This window comes from Streptomyces sp. BL1, from assembly GCF_057628045.1.
Genome location: NZ_JBXYWZ010000002.1, coordinates 685,541 through 707,427 on the forward strand (window position 1 = coordinate 685,541; position 21,887 = coordinate 707,427).

Consider the following 21,887-nt stretch of genomic DNA (forward strand, 5'->3'; position numbering starts at 1 on the left):
CACCGGCGCGCCGCGCTCCGGTGGTCTCACCCGTGCGGGAGGTGCCGTGCCAGGAGTTCGGCGAGGTGTTCGCCGCCGCGGCCGGCGAGGGCGTCGAGCTGTGTCCGGCAGCTGAAGCCGTCCGCCAGCACGGCGGCTTCCGGCTCCGCTTCGCGTACGGCGGGCAGGAGTTGCTGCTCCGCCACGGCGACCGAGACGTCGTGGTGGCCGCGTTCGACGCCGAAGTTTCCCGCCAGGCCGCAGCAGGAGCCGAGCCGTCGGACGTCGGCACCCGCACTGCGGAGAAGGCCCGCGTCGGTGTCCCAGCCCATGACGGCGTGGTGGTGGCAGTGCGGCTGGGCGACGGCCTGCGTCCCTGTCAGGTCGGGCGGAGCCCAGTCAGGCGTCCGGACCAGCAGTTCGGCGAGCGTGTGGGTGGCGGCGGCCACCCGTGCCGCAGCCTCCGCGTCGTCCCCGTCGAGGAGTTCGGCGGCATCGGCGCGCAATACGCCGGTGCAGGACGGCTCCAGGCCGACGACGAGCGCGCCGTCGTTCACGTGCCGGGCGAGCTCCCGCACGGTCGCCCGGATCTGCCGCCGGGCGCCGTCCAGTTGCCCGGTGGAGATCCAGGTGAGTCCGCAGCACACCGGCCGGCCGGTGAGCGTGACGGTGTAGCCCGCGTCCTCGAGGACGGCGACGGCCGCGCGCCCTGTCGCCGGGGCGAAGGCGTCGGTGAAGGTGTCGACGAACAGGACGACGTCGCCGTTGTCCGGTGTGGACCTGCCGCGGCCGGTGGTGGCCGGACGCCGGGCGAACCACTGGCGGAAGGTGGTGAGGGCGAAGGCGGGCAGGGCGCGTCGTGCGTCGATCCCGGCCGCCCGGGTGATCGCGGTGTGCAGGAGCCGGGAGCCGGTCAGGGCGTTGGCGAGCCGGGCGAGGCCCGGGATCCGTCCTGTGGCGCGGGCCCAGCGCGGGAGCTGTCCCAGTACGTAGTGGGCGCGCGGGCGCAGCCGGTGCCGGTAACGCTGGTGCAGTGCTTCGGCCTTGTACTGCGCCATGTCGACGCCTGTGGGGCAGTCGGAGGAGCAGCCCTTGCAGGAGAGGCACAGGTCGAGCGCGTCGTGCAGTTCCTGCGAACGCCAGCCGTCCGGCCCGAGCCGGCCCGAGACGACGTCCTGGAGCACGCGGGCGCGGCCGCGCGTGGAGTCCTTCTCGTCGCGGGTGGCCAGATAGCTGGGGCACATCACGCCGCCGGAACTCGTCGTGTCGGCGCGGCACTTGCCGACTCCGGTGCAGCGGTGCACGGCCATGGACAGGTCGCCGCGGTCGTGTGCGTAGCTGAAGGCGAGCTGCCGCTGTCGCGGGGGCGGGGACGGTTCCTCCGTGAGCCGGAGCGCGCGGTCGAGCGGGTCGGGGCGCACGATGACGCCGGGGTTGAGCAGGTCCGCCGGGTCGAAGAGGCCCTTGACCCGTTCGAAGAGCGAGAGGGCCGCCGGGGAGTACATCAGGGGAAGCAGTTCGCCCCGTGCGCGCCCGTCACCGTGTTCGCCCGACATGGATCCGCCGTGGCCTGCCGCCAGTTCGCCGGCCTCGAAGAGGAACTTCCGGAACCTGCCGGTGCCTCCCCGGGCGCCCAGCGGGAAGTTGATCCTGATGTGTACGCAGCCGTCGCCAAAGTGTCCGTACGGCACTCCGGTCAGCTCATGGTCTGCCAGCAGGGTCTCGAACTGCCGCAGATACGCGCCCAGTCGGCCGGGCGGGACTGCGGCGTCCTCCCAGCCGGCGTGGGCCGGGTCGCCCGCGGAGGAACGGGCCGAGAGGCCCGCGCCGTCCTCGCGGATCTTCCACAGTGCCGCCGTGTGCGCGGGGTCGGTCACCGTCAGCGCGTCCAGCGCTTCCGCGTCGCCGACCACGCGGCGGGCCGCGTCCGTCAGCGCCGGGATGCTCTGCCCGGCCAGTTCGACCAGCAACCAGCCCGACCCCCGGGGCAGTCGGGGAACGGCCTGTCTTCCCTTGCGGGCTGTCACGGTGTCGACTATCCGCGCGTCGAGCCCTTCGCACGCCACGGGTGCGTGGCGGAGGATCGCGGGCACCGCGTCCGCGGCGTCGGCCATGCTCGGGTAGCCGAGTGCCACGAGCACCCGGGCGGGTTCGTCGCGTACGAGCCGGAGGCGGGCTCCCAGCGTCAGGGCGAGCGTGCCCTCGCTGCCGACGAGCGCGCGGGAGATGTCGAAGCCCTTCTCCGGCAGCAGGTGTTCGAGGGAGTAGCCGGACACCTGCCGGGTGAAGCGTCCCAACTCGGTTCGGACGAGGGCGAGTTCGTCGCCGACGATGCGCCGCAGACGTTCCGGGAGAGCGGATCCGGAGGCGGCCGGGGCCGAGGCGGGGAGTGCGGGCATGTCGCCCGTACGCAGGCGTTCCCCGGTGCCCGTGAGGACGTCGAGGCCCAGTACGTTGTCGCTGGTGCGGCCGTAGCCGAGCGCACGGGAGCCGCAGGCGTTGTTCCCGATCATTCCGCCGATGGTGGCCCGGTTGTGTGTCGAGGGGTCGGGGCCGAACCGCAGGCCGTGCACTGCGGCGGCACGTTGCAACGACGCCTGGACGACGCCGGGTTCGACCACTGCCGTCCGGCTGTCGGGGTCGATTTCGGTGACGCGGGTGAGGTGTCTGCCGGTGTCGAGGACGACGCCCGGCCCGATCGCGTTGCCCGCGATGGACGTGCCCGCGCCGCGCATGGTGAGCGGCACGCCCAGCCGGGTGCAGACGGCGAGGGCGGCGGCGATCTCGTCGGTGTGCCGGGGGAAGACGACCGCGCGCGGCGGTATCCGGTACAGCGAGGCGTCGGAGGCGTAGAGGGACCGGGCCAGCGGTGAACTGTCCACCTCGGTGAGGCCGGAGGCCCGCAGCGCCGCGGCGAGTTCCTCCGTGGTGACGTCGTGGCCGGACTGTCCTCCGGCGCCGGGCCGGTCGGCTGCGGGGGGCGAGGGGGTGGGCACGGCGGCACCTCACGTACGGGCTGTCGCGGCGGGCAGGGACTCTTCGGACTCCGGCGGTCCGGGATCGTGGACGATGTCTCTGCGCCGCAGGACGGCGATGAGGATGACCGAGCCCAGGCTGAGAGCGGCCATGGCCACGACGTAGAGGCTCAGGAGCCAGGGGCTGCCGTGGGCCGAGGCGAGCAGCGCGGTGAGGATGAGCGGGGTCAGCCCGCTGGCGAGGACGCCGGAGACCTGGTAGACGCAGGACACGCCGCTGTAGCGGACGTTCGGCGCGAACAGTTCGGCGTACAGCGCAGGTTGGGGCCCGTACATCGCCCCGTAGAAGAGGCCCAGCGTCACGATGAGGGTGGCGCCGATGACGAGCGTCGAGCCGGTGTTGAACAGGGCGAAGGCCGGATAGGCGGACAGGCCGAAGAGGACGGTTCCCAGGCCGTAGGTCCGCAGCCGTCCGGCGCGGTCGGACAGATGGCCCCACAGGGGGATCATGGGCACGCACACTGCCGAGGCGGCCATGACGCCGAGCAGGACGTGCGTTCTGGGCACTCCCAACTGGCCGGTGGCGTAGGCGATGACGAAGACGCCCCAGGTGTTGAAGGCGCTCCCTTCGGCCATGCGCGTGCCCATGCCCAGCAGGAGGTTGAGCTTGGAGGTGCGCAGGAGCTGGACGATGGGTATCCGCGCTGCGGCGTTCTCCTTCTGTACGGACTGGAACGTCGGGGTCTCGACGATCTGGAGGCGCAGCCACAGCCCGATCAGGACGAGGACGGCGCTGAGCAGGAAGGCGATCCGCCATCCCCAGGAGAGGAACTGCTCGCTGCTGAGCGTGCTGGAGAGCAGCGCGAACACGCCGGTGCCCAGCATGAGTCCGGCCGGTACGCCGATCTGGGGCCAGCTTCCGAAGTAGCCCTTGCGGCCCTCGGGGGCGTGTTCCACGGACATCAGCACGGCGCCGCCCCAGTCGCCGCCGATACCGATGCCCTGGACGAGGCGCAGGAGGACGAGGGCGAGAGGCGCCCAGGCGCCGATGCTCTCGTAGGTGGGCAGCATGCCGATGAGGGTGGTGCTCGCCCCCATGATGAGCATGGTGGTGATCAGGGTGGCTCTGCGGCCCACCCGGTCTCCGAAGTGGCCGAAGATCACGGCGCCGAGCGGACGGGCGAGGAAGCCGATGGCGAAGGCGGAGAAGGCGATGAGCGTGCCGACCGTGCTGTCGAAGGTGGGGAAGAAGAGCCGGTCGAAGACGATGCCCGCCGCTGTCCCGTAGAGGAAGAAGTCGTACCACTCGATGGTGGTGCCGATCGCGCCGGCCAGCGCGACCTTGCGGGTCGAGGGCTGCGGTGGCGCGGAGGACTGGGCTGCCGATGCCTGCTGCATGGGTGGCTGCTCCCGGGTCGGGGGCGCGGAGGGTCGGTCTGGCTGCGGCATCGGCGTCACCAGTTGCGCAGCGATTCGCGGAAGATCCGTCCGGCCGCCTCGTGCGTCAACGGGCGGGGTACGACGGACAGTTGGCGGGACTGCTGCATGGTTCCCGACACCAGCCTGTCGAGGTGGCTCTCGGTGTAGCCGAAGGCGCTGATGCCGTTGGGCATGCCGATGTCGCACAGCAGGTCCCGCAGGACGCGGGGCAGTGCTTCCGCGCCCTCGTCCGGGTCCACCGGGCGTCCGCCGATCAGTTCGGCGGCCTTGAGGTGGCGCTGCGGGTTCGAGGGATAGGTGTAGCGGAAGGCGGCCATCGCCGTGGAGGCCACGGCCTGGCCGTGCGGCACCATCGGCATCTCGGGGTAGCCGGCGGGCTGGTAGTCCTCGACGGCTCCGGCGATGGGATAGGCGTTGGCGTGCGGGATGTGCGTGCCCGCGTTGCCGAAACCCATGCCGGTGACGGCGGAGGCGTACGCCATGCCGTAGCGCGCGGAGAGGTCGCTGCCGTTCATCACCGCCCGCCGCAGGTGGGTGCCGACGAGTTCCATGGCCTTCTCGCACCACACGTCGCTGATCGGGTTGGCGCCGCAGAAGGCGGCGCGCGCCGCGGCGTTGGGGAAGGCAGGGCGGGCGTCGAAGGAGAGCGCCGTGTAGCTCTCCGCCGCGTGGGTCAGCACGTCCATGCCACTCGCGGCGGTGACTTCGGGCGGCACGGACATGCTCGTCAGCGGGTCGACGACGGCGAGTGCGGGGCGCAGCCGGGGGTGGCTGATGCCCGCTTTGAGGCGCAGGTTGAGCAGGTCGACGACGCAGATGCTGGTCGCCTCCGAGCCCGTTCCGGCCGTCGTGGGCACCGCGATCAGGGGCTTGAGCGGCTGGTCGGGGACCCTGCCGCCGCCGATGGGCGGGGCGATGTAGTCCATGAGTGTGCCGTCGTGACTGGTCAGCAGATTGACCGCCTTGGCGGTGTCCATGGCCGAGCCGCCGCCCACGGCGACGTAGCCGTCCCAGGAGCCGGACCGGGCGAAGGCGACCGCCTCCTCGATGCTGGCGTCCGTGGGCTCCACGGCGACGCCGTCGAAGACGGTGACCTCCAGGCCGGCCTCCTTCGCCGCGTGGGCGATGCGGTCGGGCGTACCGCCGGCCGCGACGCCGGGGTCGGTGATGACCAGGACGTTGCCGACACCGAGCGCGTGCAGGTCGTCGCCGAGTTCGGCGATGGCGCCGAGCCCGAACTTGAGCGACGGCGCGGCCCAGGTGAAGACGGTCTCGGTGGGTTGGTCGTACTGCGGCATGAGAGCTCCATCCATGGTGGCTGTGGTGCGGACCGAGGAGGGCGTGGGAGCCGGGGGCTCAGGCGGCGGAAGCACGCCTGGCAAGATATGGAAGCGGATCCACAATGTGGATGCCGTTACGTTAGGGAGGGGGGTCATCCACCGTCAACGGGTGTGCAGCGCCCACTTTTTCTGCCGACGGGAGCCTCAACGCGCGTTCTGGCGAAGGGAGTTCACCCCTACGGGGAGGGCGGTACGGGCGTACGGGCCCGGCCGCGCGGCACCGGTAGGCTGCGCGGAAGGCCAGGTCGAAGCGGAAACGGAGGGAGCACGGTGGCAGCCGGAACCCCTTACCCACACGAAGCAGTCCCGGGGCCGCGCCGGTCCGGTGACACCACGGACGGCCCGTCCGAGCGGACGGCGAGGATTCCCGACCTTCCGGCCGGCACCCAGGCCATCGGCAGAGCAATGGCGGTGCTGCGCCTGTTCGTCGAGGCGGAAGGCGACGTACAGGTCACGGAGATCGTCACGCGGCTCGGCCTGACGCCCGGGACCGCGCACCGGGTCGTCGGGGCGCTGACGGCCGAGGGGCTCCTCACGCGCAACCCGGCGACCGACGGATACTTCCTCGGCAGCACCGCGATCCTGCTCGGGCAGGCGGCGCAGCGGACGCTGGGCGTCGACCGGGCGATGCCGCTGCTCAGGCAACTCGGCGCGGAGACCGAGGAGTCGGTCAACCTCGCGGTGCGGGAGGGCGCCGAGTCCGTCGTGGTGCTGCGGGTGCCCTCGACGCAGCCGCTCCGTTTCGAGCAGCATCCCGGCGCGCGCTTTCCGCTGTACGCCACGGCATCGGGCAAGGTCCTGACGGCTTTCGCCCCGGACACCCGCACGTACGCGGACGGGCTTCCGGACACGCTGCCCGCCGTCACCGCGCACACCATCGGCACGCGGGAGCAGTTCGCCCAGGAGCTCGTCCGCACACGGGAGCGCGGATACAGCGTCGACAACGAGGAGAACGTCGAGGGCGTCTCCAGCATCGGCGCTCCCGTACTGGACGCCGACGGTTGTGCCCAGGCGGCGGTGGTGATCCAGGTGCCGACCGTCCGGCTGCCGGAGACCAGGATGCGCGCGCTGGCCCCGCGCCTGACCGAAGTGGCCGGGCAGGTCGCCGCGGTACTGCCCTCGGACCGGACCCTGCGCCCCTCAAAGCCCGTGCCCGCGCCGGACGTCGGCGACGCGTAGCACGGGCGGGGCGGTGGCGTACCGGTGCCGCGCGGCCGGGTGCCGGCCGCGCGGCTCAGGAGGCGGTACGCACACCGCGTACGTCCCTCGCCTGGCGCCCCGTCAGGAGGGCGGGCCCGACCGGGCTTCGGGGACCGGGGTGCCGTCGTGCGGGGGCGGTTCCCGTACGGGCTCGTTCTCCGGTGCGGGCCCGTCCTCCGGTGGGGTACGGGAGTTGGGGAGCGAGACGGGCGGGGTGGGCACCCGGGCCCGTCGCAGCACGTAGGCGCCCAGCACGGTGAGGAGGATCAGCAGGCTTGCCGCGAAGTCCGAGCGGGTGGAGGGCATGACGGCCATGGTGAGGATGACGGCGGCCATCCCGGCGATGGTGAGCCAGCTCAGATAGGGATAGCCCCACATCTTCAGGCTGAGTGCCTCCGGGTCCTCGCGCTCCAGCCTGCGGCGCAGGCGCAGTTGGGAGAGCGCGATGAGGAGGTAGACGAAGAGGGCGACCGCTCCGTAGGAGTGGATGATGAAGGCGAAGACGGTGTCGGGCGAGATGTAGGCGAAGGCGACGGAGACATAGCCCAGGACCGTGGCCAGCAGAATGGCGCGGCGCGGCACGCCGTTGCGGCTGAGCCGGATGAGGCCCTGCGGGGCGTCCCGGTTGCCCGTGAGCGCGAACGTGATGCGCGAGGCGCTGTAGAGCCCGGCGTTGAGGGCCGAGAGGACGGCGAGCAGGATCAGCACGTTCATGACGGTGCCGGCGGCCGGGATGTCCATGTGGCGCAGGGCGGCCACGTACGGCCCCGACTTCATGCCGGCGGCGTCCCACGGCACCACGGCCACGATCAGCACGATCGAGCCGACGTAGAAGAGCAGGACGCGCAGGACGACCGAGCGGGTGGCCTTGGCGACCGTGCGCCGCGGCTCGTTCGACTCGGCCGCGGCCAGGGCGGCGATCTCGGCGCCGCTGAAGAAGCCGACGGCGGGGATGACCGAGGTGAGGATCGGGCCGATGCCGTGCGGGGCGAAGCCGCCGTGCGCGGTCAGGTTGCTCACGTCCGCGTGGGTCTCGGGCCACAGGCCGAGGACGAAGATCCCGCCGACGACGAGGAAGACGACGATGGCGGCGACCTTCAGTGAGGCGAACCAGTACTCGAACTCGCCGAAGGACTTGACCGAGAACATGTTGACGGCCGTGAGCAGCAGCATCAGAGCGAGGCTGATGATCCACAACTCGATGCCGGGCAGCCACGTGTGGATGATGGTGGCGCCGGTGACGGCCTCCAGCGCCACGACGTTGACCCAGAAGTACCAGTAGAGCCAGCCGATGGTGAAGCCGCCCCAGGGGCCGAGGGCGAGGCGGGCGTAGGCGTAGAAGGAGCCCACCGCGGGCCGGGCGACGGCCATTTCGCCGAGCATGCGCATCAGCAGAATGGCCAGCCCGCCGGCCAGCAGGAAGGAGATGATCACAGCGGGTCCGGTCTCGCTGATGATGACGCCGCTGCCGACGAACAGCCCGGCGCCGATCACCCCGCCGAGCGCGATGAGCGACATGTGCCGCTGTTTGAGCCCGCCCTGCAGGGCCGGTGCCCCCTGTGCCTCGGCGGGCCGGTCCGTTTCCGGCGCGTCGTGCGCTCGGCCGTTCGCCGCCTCGGCTGGTTCGTCTTCTCGCACAGGGATCTCAACTCCGTTGTAGAGGACGCTGTTCGGCAGGTCGGTGACGGTGCTGCCCCGGCGGCCGGAGGGCGGTGACCGGTGGGTGCGCACTGCCGGTCCGTGCGTACGCGTGCGGTCCCGTGCGTACGTGCGGGTCCGTACGTACGGTCCGCGTGCGGTCCGTGCCGGCCAGGGAGCGGCACGGACCGCTGTGCGGGCGGGCGGCGCACGGTCCGTGCGCCGCCGCACCCCTGTCCGGAGCCGTCGTCGTCAGCCGTGCAGGCTCTTCTCGACGTCGTCCACCATCGTGGCGACTCCGGCGAGCAGTTCGCCGAGCACTTCGCGGTCGGCGACCAGCGGCGGGGAGATCATCAGCATCGTGGCGCCGCGGTCGTCGGGCCGCAGCAGGACGTTCGTCTTCCGGAACGCGGCGGGCAGCACCTCCCGCAGGATCCTCGCCGACTCCTCGTCGGTGAGCGCGCGTCCCGTCTCCCGGTCGGCGGTGAACTCCAGCGCGTAGAAGAAACCCATGCCGCGGACGTCGGCGACCACCCGGTGCCGGTCCTTGATCTCCTCAAGACCCGCGCGCAGTTCGGGCGCCAGGGAGCGCACGTGCTCGGGAACGCCCTCGTCGCGCATGGCCGTGATGTTGGCGACGGCGACGGCGGTGGAGACGGGATGGCCGCCCCAGGTGGCGCCGTGCGTGAAGGTGCCGCCCTGCGGGGAGGAGTAGAGCCGCTCGACGAGCGACTCGCGCACGATCATGCCGCCGAGCGGGGCATACCCCGAGGTGGCTCCCTTGGCGAACGTCACCATGTCGGGCACGACACCGAAGTGGCCGCTGCCGAAGAAGTGGCCCAACCGCCCGAAGGAGCAGATCACTTCGTCGGCGACGAGCAGTACGCCGTGCCGGTCGCAGATGCGGCGCAGCTCCTGCCAGTAGCCGTCCGGCGGGACCAGCGCGCCGCGGCCGTTCTGCACCGGTTCGGCGAAGACGGCGGCGACAGTCTCGGGGCCCTCTTCCACGATGGCCTGCTCGATGGCGCGTACGCACTCCAGCTCGGAAGCGTCACCCTGATCGCCGGTGACGCCAAGGGTGTTGGGCACGTGGCGGATGCCCGGCAGCAGGGGGGTGAACGGCTCGCGGATCTTGGGCAGTCCGGTGATGGAGAGGGCGCCCATGGTGACGCCGTGGTACGACATGTGCCGGCTGATGATCTTGGTGCGTTCCGGTCGGCCCTGGCTGCGGTGGTACTGACGGGCGAACTTCAGCGCCGTCTCCACTGCCTCGGAGCCGGAGTTGACGAACCACGTCACGCCCAGGTCGCCCGGCGCCAGTTCGGCGATCAGGCGGGCCGCCTCGACGGCAGGAGGGTGCGCCGCGCCCCAGTTGGTGTGGTACGGGAGAACTTCCATCTGCTTGGCGGCGGCCGAGACGATGTCGCTGCGGCTGTGTCCCATGTTCACGCAGAACAGTCCGGCCAGTCCGTCGAGGTAGCGGTTCCCCCGGTCGTCGTAGAGGTGGCAGCCCTCACTGCGGACGAACAGCGGGAGCTGGTCGCTCTGCCAGACGTCCCGGCGGGTGAAGTGCTGGCCCAGGTGCCGCTGGGCCTGAGCGCGCAGGTCTGAATCGGTGGTCATCGGTGCCTCCTGCGGGTTTCGCTGTTGGTGTGGTGCGGTGCCGCGGGTGCGGTTGGCGGTGGGTCTGCGCAGTTCCCCGCGCCCCTGATCGGCCTTTCTCGCCGCTGAGTTGTGCGGTCTGCCGTGGGGTTTGCGCCGTTCCCCGCGCCCCTGATCGAGGGGCCGTCAGAGCGGCAGCGCCTCGGCCCCGGCGCACTCCAGGCCGTGCGCCTCGGCCACCGGCCGGTAAGTGACCTGCCCGTCGTGCACATTGATGCCGCCGCGCAGCGCGGCGTCGTCGCGTGCCGCCGCGGCCAGGCCGTTGTTGGCGATGGCGAGTGCGTACGGGAGCGTCACGTTGGTCAGGGCGTACGTCGAGGTGTTGGGGACGGCGCCGGGCATGTTGGCCACGCAGTAGAAGAGCGAGTCGTGGACCGGGTAGACGGGGTCGGCGTGTGTCGTGGGGCGGGTGTCCTCGAAGCAGCCGCCCTGGTCGACGGCGATGTCGACCAGGACAGCGCCGGGCTTCATGCCGGAGACCATCCGGTTGGTGACGAGCCTGGGCGCCTTGGCGCCGGGCACCAGCACCGCGCCGATCACCAAGTCGGCGTCACGGACGGCGCGTTCGACCTCGAAGGAGTTGGACACCACCGTGGTGATCCTCCCCTGGTACATCCGGTCGGCGGCCCGCAGCTTGTCCACGTTCTTGTCCAGCAGGGTCACGTCGGCCCACATGCCGGTGGCGACGGCGACCACGTTCATGCCCGACACACCGGCTCCCAGGACGGTGACCCGGGCCGGGTGCGTCCCCGAGACCCCGCCCATCAGCACCCCGCGTCCGCCGGCGGCCCGCGTCAGGTGGTGGGCGCCGACCTGCGGAGCGAGCCGGCCTGCCACCTCCGACATGGGGAACAGCAGCGGCAGCGAACCGTCGGGTGCCTGGACGGTCTCGTAGGCGAGGCCGGTGATCCCGGAGGCCAGCATGGCGTCGGTGCACTCGCGGTTCGCCGCCAAGTGCAGGTACGTGAAGAGGGTCTGGCCGCGGCGCATGCGGTGGTACTCCTGCGCGAGCGGTTCCTTCACCTTCAGGACCAACTCGGCCCCGCCCCACACCTCGTCGGCGTCCGGCAGGACGTTGGCGCCCGCCGTCTTGTAGTCGGCGTCGGTGATCGACGAGCCGGCCCCGGCGCCTTCCTCGACGTACACGGTGTGCCCTGCCCGGGTGAGTTCGTGCACTCCGGGAGGGGTGATGGCCACGCGGTACTCGTTGTTCTTGACCTCACGGGGGATGCCGATCCGCACGGTGATGCACTCCCATCGGTGGGTGGAAAGCTGCCGGGAAACCTCGTCAGCGGCAGCCGATGGGTTTACATTGCGGATTCGGCTGGCCTTTGAAAAAGAGCCAGAAACAGCAACTTTGAAGGGACCAGCGCTGAGTCCGCGTGAATCACGAACACGTTCACACCCCTGCGGAAACACGGGAGGGCTGATGCCGCGCACGCTCATCGAGGTGGACCGGGATTCCGGTGAGCCGTTGTACCGCCAGATACGCAAGGCCATTGAGCACGGAATCGGTGTAGGAACGGTGGAGACGAGCGGCAGACTTCCCTCCTCCCGTGAACTCGCGAGCGAGCTCGGCATCTCCCGGAACACCGTCAACTCGGCGTATCAGGAGCTCATAGCCGAGGGATTCGTCGAAAGCCGGGCCCGGCAGGGGCTGTTCATCAACCCGGAGATGCGGCCATACTGCGCCCGGGAGCAGTCGGCACCCGTCGGGCCCTTCGACTGGAGCGGCCGGCTGGGCCGACTCCCCCGCCACCGGGACACGTTGCCGCACAGCGAGAAGCAGCCCGACTGGATGCGGTATCCGCATCCCTTTCTCGCCGGGCAGGTCGATGTACGGGCCTTCCCCGCCCGGGCGTGGGCGCGTGCGCTCAACGACGCGCTCTTCCCGCCGCACGCGCAGTTCAGCCTCCAGGACAGCATCGCGGCCGACGATCCGCTGCTGGCCGAGATGGTGTGCGACAGACTGCTGCCCGCGCGCGGCGTACGGGCCTCCCCCGAGGAGGTCCTCTTCACGGTGGGCTCGCAGCAGGGCCTCGACCTGCTGAGCCGGACGCTGCTGGGCACGGGCTCCCAGGTGGCCGTGGAGGAACCCGGCTATCTGGACGCCCGGCACATCTTCGCGCGCGCCGGTGCCGTACTGCGCCCCCTGCCCGTCAACGGATCGGGGCTGCAGCCGCCCGGCAGCCTGGACGGCGTGGACCTGCTGCACGTGACACCCAGCCACCACCACCCCACCAACGTCACCCTGAGCATCGGCAGACGGCGCGAACTCCTCTCCCTGGTCCGCGAGTCGGGCACGGTGGTCGTCGAGGACGACTACGACAGCGAGTTCCGCTACCAGGGGCGCCCCACCCCCGCGCTGAAAGGCCTGGACGAGAGCGGGCAGGTGGTCTACCTCGGCACCTTCTCGAAGTTCCTCGCCCCCGGGCTGCGGCTCGGCTACGTCGTCGGCTCCCGCGACCTGATCCGCGAACTGCGCGACGTACGCCGCTACTCGGTACGCCACCCCTCGGGGCACACCCAGCGGGCGCTCGCGCTGCTCATCCAGTCCGGCGAATACCACAGGGCCGTGCGCCGCTACCGCTCCCAGCTCATGCACAAGTGGGAGGACGCGTGCACGGCCGTCAACAAGTACCTTCCCTGGCACAGCAGTCCGCCGCCCGGCGGCGTCAGCCTCTGGATGACAGGACCCGCGGAACTGGACGGCCACCGGCTGGCGGAGCTGGCGCAGCGGCGCGGAGTGCTCATCGAACGCGGTGACATCTACTACCTGGAGCAGCCGGCGCCCGCCAACCACTTCAGGATCGGCCTGGCGGCACCGCAGCGCGCGTCCATCGACCCGGGCATCCGCATCCTGGGCGAACTGGTCGAACAGGCGTTGATCCGCTGAGAGTCGGGCCGGGCCACCGGGTCGGGCGGGCCGCGACGCCCGCCCCGGTGAGCCAGGCGCCCGCGCTCGTCGGCGAGGTGGGCGAGGTGGCCGCTCGCCGGGGACCCGCCGCTCACCGCCGCCGGGCGAGCAGTTCCGGCAGCGCGGAGACCGCCGCCGCGGCCTGCTCCCGGGCCAGGTCCACGGTGCGGGACCGGCTGTAGTACGGGCTCAGGTCACCGCCCGTGCCCAGCGCGCAGATCTCGCCGCCCGCCGCCGACTCGACGCCGTACACGGCCTGTTGGAGGTGCTCGTCGAGCAGCCCCGGCCCGTTGGCCAGAGCGGTGGCGCTGTCCATCGGGCCGCCGTCGCTGAGGACGACGAGCACCCGGCGGCGCGCGGACACGGCGCGGGCGCGCCGGTGGGCCCATTCGACGGCCTCGCCGTCCGCGCCCTCGCGGTACAGGTCCGGCCGCAGCAGTGCGGCGATGTCCGGTCGGGCCCTGCGCCAGGGGGTGCCGGCAGCCTTGAAGACCACGTGCAGGCGTTCGTTCAGACGTCCCGGGTGCGCCGGCCGCCCTGCCCGGATCCAGTCCCTCCGGGCCCGGCCGCCGTTCCAGGCGCCCGTGGTGAAGCCCAGGATCTCGCAGTCCGCGCCGGCGCTCTCCAGGGCACGTGCGCAGACGTCGACGAACAGGGCCAGCGCTTCCCTGTGCCGCTTCATCGAGCCGGAGCAGTCCACCAGAAACGTCACGAGGGCGTCGGCGCGCGGTACGTCGCGCTCCTGGTGGAAGACAGCCCGCTCGCCGGGCGAGGCCACCAGCCGGGCCAGCAGCCGCCCGTCGACCACTCCCTCCTCCCGCCCCGTGTGCCGGCCCTCCCGGACCGGTGCGGCCAGCGCGGCGCGCAGCGCGCGCGTCAGCCGTCCCGGGCGCACGCCCTCCCGGGCAATTCGCGCGTCGAGCAAGGCCCGGTACTCCCGGGCCAGTTCGGGGCGCACCAGCCGGCGTGCCGTGCACTGCCTGTCGTAGGCCCGGGTGAAGACGCGGTAGCCGTCCGCGGCACCGGGCCCGCCGGCGGCCTCACCGGGGAGTGCGCCGTGTGCCCCGGCGTCCTGGCCCGACGGCGCCACGGCCTCCAGGAGAAGCGCGAGCGGCGAACGGTTCTCCGCGTCCTCGCGGTGTCCGCGCACGCCGGCCCGGCGCGGCGGGAGCTGCCGGGTGACGGTGGCGGCGACGGCCAGCGCGTACGGTGCGAAAGCGGCCTGGTCGTCCAGGTGCCGCCGCATGGCCGCCAGATCGGCGCCGAGCAGCGGGGCGAGGGCGCCGCGCGGTTCCTCCAGCAGCCCGGCGGTCTCCTCCAGCGCGGGCTGCCCGGTCAGCCGGGCCCGGCACATCTCCAGCGCGGTGTAGAGCAGCAGGCCCTCGTGCGTGGAGGTGAGCCCCTGATGGTGGACGGAGCGCGCCCAGCGTACGTACCGCCGGCGCACGTTGCGTGCCGCGCCGGGCACGGTGGCGGGCGGCCGCGCCTCGACCCGGAACTGCTCCAGGGCATCGAACAGCAGCCGGGCCACGGGCTCTTGGGGGCACATCCGGGCGTGCAGCACCGGGTCGGTGGCGCTCACCCGCAGGGCCAGCGCGTCGGCCGCGCCGCGCCCGGACGCCGGGTCGTCGTGCGGGAAGGGGGTGACATGCGGGGCGTGTACGGCGAGCGCCCGTGCTCCGCGGTACGGCCGCCCGCCCCGCAGGGTCAGCTCCGGTACGTCGCCGAGCGCGCGGGCGGTGGCCGCGTACAGCGCCGTCAGGCGTTCGTGACGGGCCCTCGCGGCGCCGTCGGCCGGGGCGGTCACCACTGGCCGTCCGCGCCGCCGGCCGTGGCCAGTTCCCGGTCGAAGCAGCGCTGGAAGTACTCGGCGACCAGCGGTTGTTCCTCCTCCTCGCACTTGTTGAGGAAGGAGAGCCGGAAGGCCGGTGCCGCGTCCCCGAACAGCACGGTGTTCCGGGCCCAGGTCAGCACGGTGCGCGGGGACATGAGGGTGGAGAGGTCACCGGCGCGGAACCCGCTGCGGGTCAGTCCGGCCAACGCCACCATCGAGGCGGCCAGTCCGGGTCCGAACGTATCGCTCAGCTCGGGCACCTGGCCGTGCACGATGGCCTGTTCCTCCTCCTCGGGCAGGTAGCCGAGATGCGCGACGAGGTCCCAGCGGTCCATCTGGGCGTGGTTGAGCTGCTGCACTCCCCGGTAGAGGCCGCTGGGGTCGCCGAGTCCCACGGTGTTCGCCGTGGCGAACAGCCGGAAGCAGGGGTGCGGCGTCAGCACCCGGTTCTGGTCGAGCAGCGTGAACTTCCCCTCGCGCTCCAGCAGCCGCTGGAGGACGAACATCACCTCGGGCCGGCCCGCGTCGTACTCGTCCAGGATCAGCGCAACGGGCCGCTGGACGGCCCAGGGCAGGACGCCTTCCTGGAACTGGGTGACCTGTTTGCCCTCGCGCAGCACGATGGTGTCCTTGCCCACCAGGTCGAGGCGGCTGAGGTGGCCGTCCAGGTTGACGCGCACGCAGGGCCAGTTGAGCCGGGCCGCCACCTGCTCGATGTGGCTGGACTTGCCCGTCCCGTGCAGGCCCTGCACGAGTACGCGCCGGTTGTGCGTGAAGCCCGCGAGCAGCGCCAGGGTCACGTCCGGCTGGAAGCGGTAGGCGGGGTCGGCTTCCGGTACGTGCTCCGTGGGCCGGCTGAAGGCGGGGACCGTCATGCCGGAGCCGACGCCGAACAGTTCCTTGGCGGAGAGTTCCAGGTCGGGCCGGTCGTCGCTCACACCATCGCCCCCTCGGCGTCGACGCGGGCGACACGGTCGGCCGCGCGTTGCAGCGAGGGGAGCAGCAGCGGCGCCTTGTCCACGTTGAGACGCATGACGGGGGCCTGCACGGCGACACACTGGTTGGAGCGGCCCGTGGAGGCCGGGACCAGGACGGCCACGCAGACCAGACCGGGCAGGAACTCCTCGTCGTCCAGCGCGAATCCGTCCCGCCGGATGCGCGCGAACTCGTCCTCCAACGCGCTGAGCTGGGTGATCGTCTTCGGTGTGCACTGCCGCAGCGGAGTGTGCGCGAGCAGCTTGCGGCGCTGGGCGACGCTCATCTGCGACAGGAGCATCTTGCCGCTGGCCGAGCAGTGCGCCGGTACGCGGGAGCCGGGCCCCAGCGTGAAGCGCAGCGGCTCCGGTGTCTCGACGCGGTCGAGGTAGACGACCTCGTTGCCGGACAGGGCCGTGATGTTGCAGCTCTCGCCCAGCTCCTCGACCAGACTGCGCAGAACCGCGTGCCGCGCGCCGTGATGGGTGGCGTTGAGCAGCAGATTCTCGGCCAGTCTGCGCAGCCGGGCGCCGGTGCCGTAGTGGCGGCCGTCGCTCTGGCGCACCAGCAGCTCCGCCGACTCCAGCTGCTGCAGCATGCGGTGCAGCGTGGGCTTGGGCAGCCCGGTCTCTTCCACCAGGTGCTGCAGGGTGACCAGTTGGTCCTCCGCCGCTATCAGTTCGAGCAGCGAGAACAGCCGCATCGTGGGCGTGTCGCCCTGGAGCGCGGCCTCCTGCTCGCGTGTGGTGTCCATGCTCTCTCCGTCTTTCCGCCGGGGCGGGTGGGTGGCTCGGTGGGGCCGGGTGGCCGGGGCCCGGGGGCCGACAGGACCGGCACGCGGCTGGTCCGGAAAACAAGCTACCAGGTTCCGATTTACGGAACTCACTGTTGACGGCGACGAGTTGACTCCCTAGCGTCCTCATCGCGTTCTGGAATCAGGAACGCCACGTACCGATTCCTCGCCAGTGATGGCGTGTGCCGAAGGAGTGGGAACCATGAGCGACCAGCACCCGGACACCGCGCGCACCGTTGTCAGCGGCCCGCAGAAGATGACCCCGTCCGAGGCCTTCGTGGAGACCATGGTCGCCAACGGCGTCACCGACATCTTCGGCATCATGGGCTCGGCGTTCATGGACGCGATGGACATCTTCGCCCCCGCGGGCATCCGCCTGGTGCCCGTCGTCCACGAACAGGGCGCGGCCCACATGGCCGACGGATACGCCCGGGTCAGCGGCCGGCACGGCGTCGTCATCGGCCAGAACGGGCCCGGCATCAGCAACTGCGTCACCGCCGTCGCCGCCGCCTACTGGGCCCACAGCCCCGTCGTGATGATCACGCCCGAGGCCGGGACCATGGGCATCGGCCTGGGCGGCTTCCAGGAAGCCAACCAGCTGCCCATGTTCCAGGAGTTCACCAAGTACCAGGCCCACGTGAACAACCCGCGGCGGATGGCCGAGCTGACCGCGCGCGCCTTCGACCGCGCCCACTCCGAGCTGGGCCCCACACAACTCAACATCCCGCGGGACCACTTCTACGGCGAGCTGGAGACGGAGATCCCCCGGCCGCTGCGCGTCGACCGCGGCGCGGGCGGCGAGAAGAGCCTCGCCGAGGCCGTCGAGCTGCTGTCCGCCGCCGAGTTCCCGGTGATCGTCTCCGGCGGCGGGGTCGTGATGGCCGACGGCGTCGAGGAGTGCAAGGCGCTGGCCGAGCGGCTGGGAGCCCCCGTCGTCAACAGCTACCAGCACAACGACTCGTTCCCCGCCAGCCACCCGCAGTGGTGCGGCCCGCTGGGCTACCAGGGCTCCAAGGCCGGCATGAAGCTGATCTCCCAGGCCGACGTGGTCCTCGCGCTCGGCACCCGGCTCGGCCCGTTCGGCACGCTGCCGCAGTACGGGATGGACTACTGGCCCAAGGACGCCAAGATCATCCAGATCGACGCGGACCACAAGATGCTCGGCCTGGTCAAGAAGATCCACGTCGGGATCTGCGGTGACGCGAAGGCGTCCGCCCAGGCACTGCTGACCCGCCTGGAGGGCGAGAAGCTCGCCTGCGACGCCACCCGCGAGCAGCGCGCCGGGGACATCGCCGCGCACAAGGACGCGTGGGAGAGCGAGCTGAGCGAGTGGACCCACGAACGGGACCAGTACAGCCTCGACATGATCGCCGAGCAGGAGGAAGAGGACGGCGACTGGCTCCACCCCCGGCAGGTCCTGCGGGAGTTGGAGAAGGCCATGCCGGAGCACGTCATGGTCTCCACCGACATCGGCAACATCAACTCGGTCGCCCACAGCTACCTGCGGTTCGAGGAACCCCGCAGCTTCTTCGCCCCCATGAGCTTCGGCAACTGCGGCTACGCGCTGCCCACCATCATCGGCGCGAAGGCCGCGGCACCCCACCGCCCGGCCATCGCCTACGCCGGTGACGGAGCCTGGGGCATGAGCATGGGCGAGATCATGACGGCCGTCCGGCACGACATCCCCGTCACCGCCGTCGTCTTCCACAACCGCCAGTGGGGCGCGGAGAAGAAGAACCAGGTCGACTTCTACGACCGCCGCTTCGTCGCCGGCGAGCTCGACAACGAGAGCTTCGCCGGCATCGCCGAGGCGATGGGCGCCGACGGCGTCGTCGTGGACAAGCTGGAGGATGTGGGCCCCGCCCTCCAGCGCGCGGTGGAGGCCCAGATGACCCGGGGCAGGACCACCGTCGTCGAGATCATGTGCACCCGGGAACTGGGCGACCCCTTCCGCCGCGACGCCCTCGCCAAGCCCGTACGCCTGCTGGAGAAGTACCAGGACTACGTCTGATCCCTGGGGACCATCGCCAGAATCTCGCCTGCGGGGCAGCGCCCGGAACGCACCGCCCTGGCTGGCGGAACGACGACCTTTTGGCGACACCCCCAGCCGCGCGCGGGTCCCGCACGGACGGGACCCGCGCGCTCCCCCTCCCCGTACAGGAGCCGCCCGCATGCTCGTGGAACCCCACGGCCCGCACCCCGCAGACGACATGAGCCCGGCCCTGCGCAGACTGACCGCCGCCTGGGCCGGGCGCCTGCGCGCAACTCCCGGCCCGCCGCCCCGCGTTGCCCTCGTGGAGGGCGGCGACCCCCGCGTCCAGGAGGCCGCCTGCCACCTCGCCCGCGAGGGTTCCCTCGTACCGCTGCTCGTCGGCGACCCGGCCGGCCTGCGCCGCTCCGCCCGGGAGCGGGGACTGGCACTTCCGCGGGACCCGGACCGGCTGGACTTCCTCTCCCCCACCCGCATGGCCTCCGACGCCCGCCTCACCGGCACACTCGAAGCGGCGCTCGCCCGACGCCGCGACCTCACCGCCGCCGACCGCGAGCAGTTGGCCGCCGACCCCCTCTACCTCGCCGTCACCGCACTCCACCTCGGCGACGTCGACGTCTGCCTGGCCGGCAGCGACCGGCCCACCGCCGACGTGCTGCGCGCCGGCCTGCGCATCACCGGGCTCGCGCCCGGCGTACGCACCCTCTCCAGCAGCTTCCTCATCGTCCCCACCGACTCCGAGCCCCTCTCCTACGGCGACTGCGCCGTCGTCGTCGACCCCGAACCGGCCCAACTGGCCGACATAGCCCGCGCGACCGCCCACACCCACCGCCAACTCACCGGCGAACAGCCCCGCGTGGCACTCCTGTCCTTCAGCACTCTGGCCAGCGCGGCGCACGCCCGCGTCGACCGGGTGAGCCAGGCGCTGGAACTGCTGCACGCCGACGATCCCTCCCTGCTCGCCGACGGCGGCCTCCAGTACGACGCGGCGGCCGACCCCCTCATCGGCGCTGCCAAGGCCCCCGGATCCCCGGTCGCGGGCCGGGCCAACACGTTCATCTTCCCCAGCCTCGAAGCAGGCAACATCGGCTACAAAGTCGCCCAACGCGTCGGCGGAGCCGCCTCCCTCGGCCCGCTGCTCCAGGGCCTCGGTGCACCCCTGCACGACCTCTCGCGCGGCTGCACGACGGCGGACATCGCGGCCCTCGCCCTGGCCGGAAGCGTCCAGGCACGCACCGGCGTCCTCTCCCCACCTCCCGTCAAGGAGTGCTCATGACCACTGCCCCCGCGTCCGCCGGCGACCACACCGAGCCCTTCGCGACGGACGGCATCCGGCTCGTCGTACTCGACCTCGCCGGCACCACGGTGACCGACGCCGGTCTCGTCGAGGGCGCCTTCTCCCACGCCCTCTCCCACATGGGCGTCGCCCCGGGAAGCACGCGCGAAGCCCGTATGCGCGAGTACATCCTCGCCACCATGGGCGACTCCAAGATCTCCGTCTTCCGGCACCTCTTCGAGGGGGAAGAGGCGGCGCGGGAAGCCAACACCGCCTTCGAAGCGGGCTACGCCCGGATGATCGCGCAAGGCCGGTGCACGCCGCTGCCCGGCGCCCGGGCGGCACTCGACGAACTGCGCGCCGCAGGCTGCGCGATCGTGCTGAGCACCGGCTTCTCCCCCGTGACCCGTGACGCCCTGCTCTCCTCCCTCGGCTGGCAGGACCTCGCGGACGCCGTACTCTCCCCGGCCGACGCCGGCGGCCGCGGCCGACCCTTCCCCGACATGGTGCTCACCGCCATGCTGCGTACCGGCGCGCCCGGCGTGGACGCCGTCGCCGTGGTGGGCGACACCCCGCACGACATGCGCGCCGGACGCAACGCGGGAGCCGGTCTCGTCGCCGGAGTGCTCACAGGCGGCCAGCCGGCTGCGCGGCTCACCGAAACCGGAGCCCACCACGTCCTCGATTCCGTAGCCGAACTCCCGTCACTTGTCCGGGCCACACACCCCATTCACTGATCTCGCGCCACGCGTCCGCCCCTCAGGGAAACACCGAAAAGCACCTGCACGTCATCTCCACGCCCCAAAGGAGAAGATTCCCTGCCACCGGCTCCGGAACGGTACACGTACCACTCTCCGAATCCCCGAGGGGCGGCTGCTTTCCCCGCCCGACAACCCGCAGAAACGGCAATCGACCCGCCCACCCACGCGACCTCTCGGCACCGGAGATTTCCCTGCCCCAATTCGCTTGAACCAGCCGCGAATTACGTCAACCGGAAAGCCTGGTTGATGAGGACCCCGGAATCCTGCGCTCGCATGCTCCCGGCGACAGCGCAGACCCCTTGACATCGATGACACCGCGCGGCTTGCATGATCGGCGTGAAACGGTCCGTGACGTCGGACCGGTACGCGAGCCGCTCGGCGGCGCATCCCGTGCCGGCCGCACCGCTGAACGCCGTCCTGCTGACAGGCCCTCCTGCCGGCGGGAAGAGCACCTTCGGAGAAGCGCTCGCCCGTGACATCGGCGCGGTCCTGCTCGACCAGGATGTGCTGACCGGTCCGCTGATGGACGTGGTCGGTGAAGTCCTGGGTGCGGACGGCGACATGGACCACCCGGAGCTGCGGCGCAGGACCCGGCGGGCGGCCTACGAGGCCTTGCTGAACACCGCGGTGCACAACGTGGAGGCGGGCAACGACGTCGTCATGGTCGCGCCGTTCACCCTCGAACGGACCGAGCGAACCGAGTGGGAGGCCGTACGCCGACGTCTGCGGGAGGCGGGCGCGGAGGCCAAGTTGGTATGGCTGTCCTGCCCGGACGAGGAGCTGGCCCGGCGCCTTCGGGAGCGCGGTTCTCCGCGCGACCGCTCCAAAATCGCCGACGTACGCGGCTTCCTGGCGAGCTCCGCTGTCTCCCCGCCGACGGTGGAGCACGTGGTCGTTCAGGCTACGGCGCCTCTGGCCGAGCAACTGGGACAGGTACGTCCGGCTCTGCACCGGCACTGACCTGCCCGTCTCCCTGCTTTCGCCGGCTCTGCATCCCGGCCGATCCGGGCCTCCCGGGGGTCAGTTGAGCGTGGCCGGGTGGGTGCGACCCGACGATGACATCGATGACAAGAATTCCGTAACTCCCCATTGACATCGATGACATGG

15 protein-coding genes are annotated in these 21,887 nt (G+C 71.6%); 6 read left to right on the forward strand and 9 right to left on the reverse strand.

What is annotated here, in order from left to right:
* Positions 1–26 precede the first annotated feature (26 nt).
* From AC3AGO_RS03235 to AC3AGO_RS03245, 3 genes are read right to left on the reverse strand one after another with little or no spacing between them, the layout of a single operon-like run.
* Positions 27–2,975, reverse strand: a complete 2,949-nt coding sequence (locus AC3AGO_RS03235; protein ID WP_487818558.1) for an FAD-binding and (Fe-S)-binding domain-containing protein — start codon at positions 2,973–2,975, stop codon at positions 27–29.
* Positions 2,976–2,984: 9 nt separating this feature from the next.
* Positions 2,985–4,352, reverse strand: coding sequence for an MFS transporter (locus AC3AGO_RS03240; protein WP_487818559.1), 1,368 nt, complete (start codon positions 4,350–4,352; stop codon positions 2,985–2,987).
* 56 nt (positions 4,353–4,408) lie between these two features.
* Positions 4,409–5,707 carry a hydroxyacid-oxoacid transhydrogenase gene (locus tag AC3AGO_RS03245; RefSeq protein ID WP_487818560.1) on the reverse strand — a complete coding sequence of 433 codons (1,299 nt, stop codon included), beginning with the start codon at positions 5,705–5,707 and terminating at the stop codon, positions 4,409–4,411.
* Between the two features lie 297 nt (positions 5,708–6,004).
* Here AC3AGO_RS03245 and AC3AGO_RS03250 point away from each other — a divergent pair, with 297 nt between their 5' ends.
* Entirely contained in the window at positions 6,005–6,913 is a 909-nt protein-coding gene (locus tag AC3AGO_RS03250) for an IclR family transcriptional regulator (RefSeq protein WP_487818561.1), read from the forward strand.
* A gap of 102 nt (positions 6,914–7,015) precedes the next feature.
* Here AC3AGO_RS03250 and AC3AGO_RS03255 read toward each other — a convergent pair whose 3' ends face one another.
* From AC3AGO_RS03255 to ald, 3 genes are all read right to left on the reverse strand, one after another.
* Positions 7,016–8,665: an amino acid permease gene (locus AC3AGO_RS03255; protein ID WP_487818562.1), complete on the reverse strand. Its 1,650-nt coding sequence runs from the start codon at positions 8,663–8,665 to the stop codon at positions 7,016–7,018.
* 159 nt (positions 8,666–8,824) lie between these two features.
* Entirely contained in the window at positions 8,825–10,195 is a 1,371-nt protein-coding gene (locus AC3AGO_RS03260) for an aspartate aminotransferase family protein (protein ID WP_487818563.1), read from the reverse strand.
* Between the two features lie 165 nt (positions 10,196–10,360).
* Complete coding sequence (gene ald / locus AC3AGO_RS03265; protein WP_487818564.1) at positions 10,361–11,476, reverse strand: alanine dehydrogenase; 1,116 nt, start codon at positions 11,474–11,476, stop codon at positions 10,361–10,363.
* A gap of 187 nt (positions 11,477–11,663) precedes the next feature.
* Here ald and pdxR point away from each other — a divergent pair, with 187 nt between their 5' ends.
* The gene (gene pdxR, locus AC3AGO_RS03270; RefSeq protein WP_487818565.1) at positions 11,664–13,130 is read left to right on the forward strand and encodes a MocR-like pyridoxine biosynthesis transcription factor PdxR; all 1,467 of its coding nucleotides are present in this window, start codon (positions 11,664–11,666) and stop codon (positions 13,128–13,130) included.
* A gap of 112 nt (positions 13,131–13,242) precedes the next feature.
* Here the strand turns inward: pdxR and AC3AGO_RS03275 are convergent, their stop codons facing one another.
* Genes AC3AGO_RS03275 through AC3AGO_RS03285 form a run of 3 tightly spaced genes read right to left on the reverse strand, consistent with a single transcriptional unit; the run spans position 13,243 to position 16,714 of the window.
* Positions 13,243–14,961: a cobaltochelatase CobT-related protein gene (locus AC3AGO_RS03275; RefSeq protein WP_487818566.1), complete on the reverse strand. Its 1,719-nt coding sequence runs from the start codon at positions 14,959–14,961 to the stop codon at positions 13,243–13,245.
* Positions 14,955–15,923: an AAA family ATPase gene (locus AC3AGO_RS03280; protein ID WP_487818567.1), complete on the reverse strand. Its 969-nt coding sequence runs from the start codon at positions 15,921–15,923 to the stop codon at positions 14,955–14,957. Before AC3AGO_RS03280 ends, AC3AGO_RS03275 begins: the two co-directional genes overlap by 7 nt.
* Positions 15,920–16,714, reverse strand: coding sequence for an IclR family transcriptional regulator (locus AC3AGO_RS03285; protein WP_487818568.1), 795 nt, complete (start codon positions 16,712–16,714; stop codon positions 15,920–15,922). The genes AC3AGO_RS03280 and AC3AGO_RS03285 overlap by 4 nt, the downstream gene beginning before the upstream one ends.
* Before the next feature lie 241 nt (positions 16,715–16,955).
* Between AC3AGO_RS03285 and xsc the strand changes: the two genes are divergently transcribed.
* From xsc to AC3AGO_RS03305, 4 genes are all read left to right on the forward strand, one after another.
* Complete coding sequence (gene xsc, locus AC3AGO_RS03290; RefSeq protein WP_487818569.1) at positions 16,956–18,764, forward strand: sulfoacetaldehyde acetyltransferase; 1,809 nt, start codon at positions 16,956–16,958, stop codon at positions 18,762–18,764.
* 160 nt (positions 18,765–18,924) lie between these two features.
* Positions 18,925–20,019 carry a phosphate acyltransferase gene (locus AC3AGO_RS03295; RefSeq protein ID WP_487818570.1) on the forward strand — a complete coding sequence of 365 codons (1,095 nt, stop codon included), beginning with the start codon at positions 18,925–18,927 and terminating at the stop codon, positions 20,017–20,019.
* Positions 20,016–20,756, forward strand: coding sequence for a phosphonatase-like hydrolase (locus tag AC3AGO_RS03300; RefSeq protein ID WP_487818571.1), 741 nt, complete (start codon positions 20,016–20,018; stop codon positions 20,754–20,756). Before AC3AGO_RS03295 ends, AC3AGO_RS03300 begins: the two co-directional genes overlap by 4 nt.
* Positions 20,757–21,116: 360 nt before the next feature.
* The gene (locus AC3AGO_RS03305) at positions 21,117–21,740 is read left to right on the forward strand and encodes a P-loop nucleotide/nucleoside kinase family protein (RefSeq protein WP_487818572.1); all 624 of its coding nucleotides are present in this window, start codon (positions 21,117–21,119) and stop codon (positions 21,738–21,740) included.
* Positions 21,741–21,887: the final 147 nt, after the last annotated feature.

Excerpts from the sequence above, each read along its gene's own strand:
- AC3AGO_RS03240 (WP_487818559.1), bottom strand. The coding sequence starts at position 4,352 with ATGCAGCAGGCATCGGCAGCCCAGTCCTCCGCGCCACCGCAGCCCTCG.
- AC3AGO_RS03245 (WP_487818560.1), bottom strand. The coding sequence starts at position 5,707 with ATGGATGGAGCTCTCATGCCGCAGTACGACCAACCCACCGAGACCGTC.
- AC3AGO_RS03260 (WP_487818563.1), bottom strand. The coding sequence starts at position 10,195 with ATGACCACCGATTCAGACCTGCGCGCTCAGGCCCAGCGGCACCTGGGC.
- pdxR (WP_487818565.1), top strand. The coding sequence starts at position 11,664 with ATGCCGCGCACGCTCATCGAGGTGGACCGGGATTCCGGTGAGCCGTTG.
- AC3AGO_RS03285 (WP_487818568.1), bottom strand. The coding sequence starts at position 16,714 with ATGGACACCACACGCGAGCAGGAGGCCGCGCTCCAGGGCGACACGCCC.
- xsc (WP_487818569.1), top strand. The coding sequence starts at position 16,956 with ATGAGCGACCAGCACCCGGACACCGCGCGCACCGTTGTCAGCGGCCCG.
- AC3AGO_RS03295 (WP_487818570.1), top strand. The coding sequence starts at position 18,925 with ATGCTCGTGGAACCCCACGGCCCGCACCCCGCAGACGACATGAGCCCG.
- AC3AGO_RS03300 (WP_487818571.1), top strand. The coding sequence starts at position 20,016 with ATGACCACTGCCCCCGCGTCCGCCGGCGACCACACCGAGCCCTTCGCG.